Annotated in this window: 2 protein-coding genes; both read left to right on the plus strand. The window is 65.4% G+C overall.

Annotated elements, in window-relative coordinates:
• The first annotated feature begins 2 nt into the window (after window positions 1-2).
• Window positions 3-1874 carry a heme lyase CcmF/NrfE family subunit gene (locus FHT82_RS30150; RefSeq protein ID WP_183736383.1) on the plus strand — a complete coding sequence of 624 codons (1872 nt, stop codon included), beginning with the start codon at window positions 3-5 and terminating at the stop codon, window positions 1872-1874.
• A partial coding sequence (locus FHT82_RS30155) for a cytochrome c-type biogenesis protein (protein ID WP_183736384.1) occupies window positions 1871-2106 on the plus strand: 236 nt, incomplete at its 3' end. The genes FHT82_RS30150 and FHT82_RS30155, both read left to right, overlap by 4 nt.

Genomic DNA, 2106 nt, shown 5'->3' on the forward strand with positions numbered 1-2106 from the left:
TCCTGCTCTTTGCCCTCGTCGCCTTCTCCTTCGGCGTCTTGACCTATGCCCATGTCGTCTCCGACTTCTCGGTTGAGAACGTCTGGGAGAACTCGCATTCGCTGGTGCCGCTGATCTACAAATATTCCGGCGTCTGGGGCAATCACGAGGGCTCGATGATGCTCTGGCTCTTGATCCTGTCGCTGTTCAGCGCATTGGTGGCGATCTTCGGCCGCAATCTGCCCGATAGGCTGAAGGCCAATGTGCTCTCCGTCCAGGCCTGGATCTCGGTCGCCTTCATCCTCTTCATCCTCTTGACCTCCAATCCCTTCGTCCGCCTTGATCCGGCGCCTGCCGAGGGCCGCGACCTCAACCCGGTGCTGCAGGATATCGGCCTCGCCATCCATCCGCCGCTGCTCTACCTCGGTTATGTCGGCTTCTCGGTCTGCTTCTCCTTTGCCGTCGCGGCCCTCCTCGACGGCCGCATCGATGCCGCCTGGGCGCGCTGGGTGCGGCCCTGGACGCTGGCCGCCTGGACTTGTCTGACGCTTGGCATCGCCATGGGCTCCTACTGGGCCTATTACGAACTCGGCTGGGGCGGCTGGTGGTTCTGGGATCCGGTGGAGAATGCCTCCTTCATGCCCTGGCTGGCCGGCACGGCACTCTTGCACTCGGCCCTCGTCATGGAAAAGCGCGAGGCCTTGAAGATCTGGACGGTGCTGCTCGCCATCCTCACCTTCTCGCTGTCGCTGATGGGCACCTTCCTGGTGCGCTCCGGTGTGCTGACCTCGGTGCATGCCTTTGCCAGCGACCCGAGCCGCGGCGTCTTCATCCTCTGCATTCTGCTGATCTTCATCGGCGGCGCCCTGTCGCTGTTTGCCTTGCGCGCCCCGCTTCTGTCGGCCGGCGGGCTGTTTGCGCCGATCTCGCGCGAGGGGGCGCTCGTCGTCAACAACCTGATCCTGACGGTTGCCTGCGGCACGGTGCTGACCGGCACGCTCTATCCGCTGGTGCTGGAGACGCTGACCGGCGACAAGATCTCCGTCGGCGCGCCCTTCTTCAACCTGACCTTCGGCCTGCTGATGGCGCCGCTTCTGATCGTCGTGCCCTTCGGGCCGCTGCTTTCCTGGAAGCGCGGCGATCTGCTCGGCGCCCTGCAGCGGCTCTATGTCGTGGCCGCACTCTCGCTCGCCTCAGCGCTGATCTTCTTCTACATCCAACATGGCGGCCCGGTCATGGCGGTGCTCGGGCTTGCCGCCGGTCTGTTCCTGATCCTGGGCGCGGTGGCCGACCTCTGGTATCGCGCCGGCATCGGCAAGGTGAAGGCTACTATCGCCTGGCGAAGGCTGTCCGGCCTGCCGCGCTCGGCCTTCGGCACCGCACTTGCCCATGCAGGCCTTGGCGTCACCGTACTCGGCATCGTCGCCGTCACGACCTTTGAGAGCGAACATGTGGTCGAGATGAAGCAGGGCCAGTCGACCGAGGCCGGCGGTTACAGCATCGTCTTCGACGGCATGCAGCCGGCCACAGGCCCGAACTATACCGAGGACCGCGGCCACTTCTCGATCCGCCGCGGCGGGGCAGAGGTTGCCGATGTCTGGTCGGCCAAGCGGCTCTACACCGCAAGGCAGATGCCGACGACGGAGGCCGGCATCCTGACCTTCGGCCTCAGCCAGCTCTATGTCTCGCTGGGTGATGCGACGAAGGACGGCGGCATCGTCGTGCGCATCTGGTGGAAGCCGTTCATCCTCTGCATCTGGGGCGGCGCGCTGATCATGGCGACAGGCGGCTGCGTCTCGCTGACCGACCGGCGCCTGCGTGTCGGGGCGCCGAGCAGGAAGGCGAAGGCAAAACCGGTCAAGCCGGCAGCACCGGCCATGGAGCCGGCGGAATGATCAAGCGTCTCCTGCTTGCTCTGACCCTGATGTTGGCGGCCGCCCCGGCCTTTGCCGTCAACCCCGACGAGATGCTTTCCGACCCCGCCCTCGAGGCCCGCGCCCGCACACTGTCGGCGGAACTGCGCTGCATGGTCTGTCAGAACCAGTCGATCGACGATTCCAATGCCGATCTCGCCAAGGACCTGCGCCTGCTCGTGCGCGAGCGCATCACCGATGGCGACAGCGACGA

This window comes from Rhizobium sp. BK275, from assembly GCF_014193555.1.
In the GTDB taxonomy this organism is placed as follows: Bacteria; Pseudomonadota; Alphaproteobacteria; order Rhizobiales; family Rhizobiaceae; genus Rhizobium.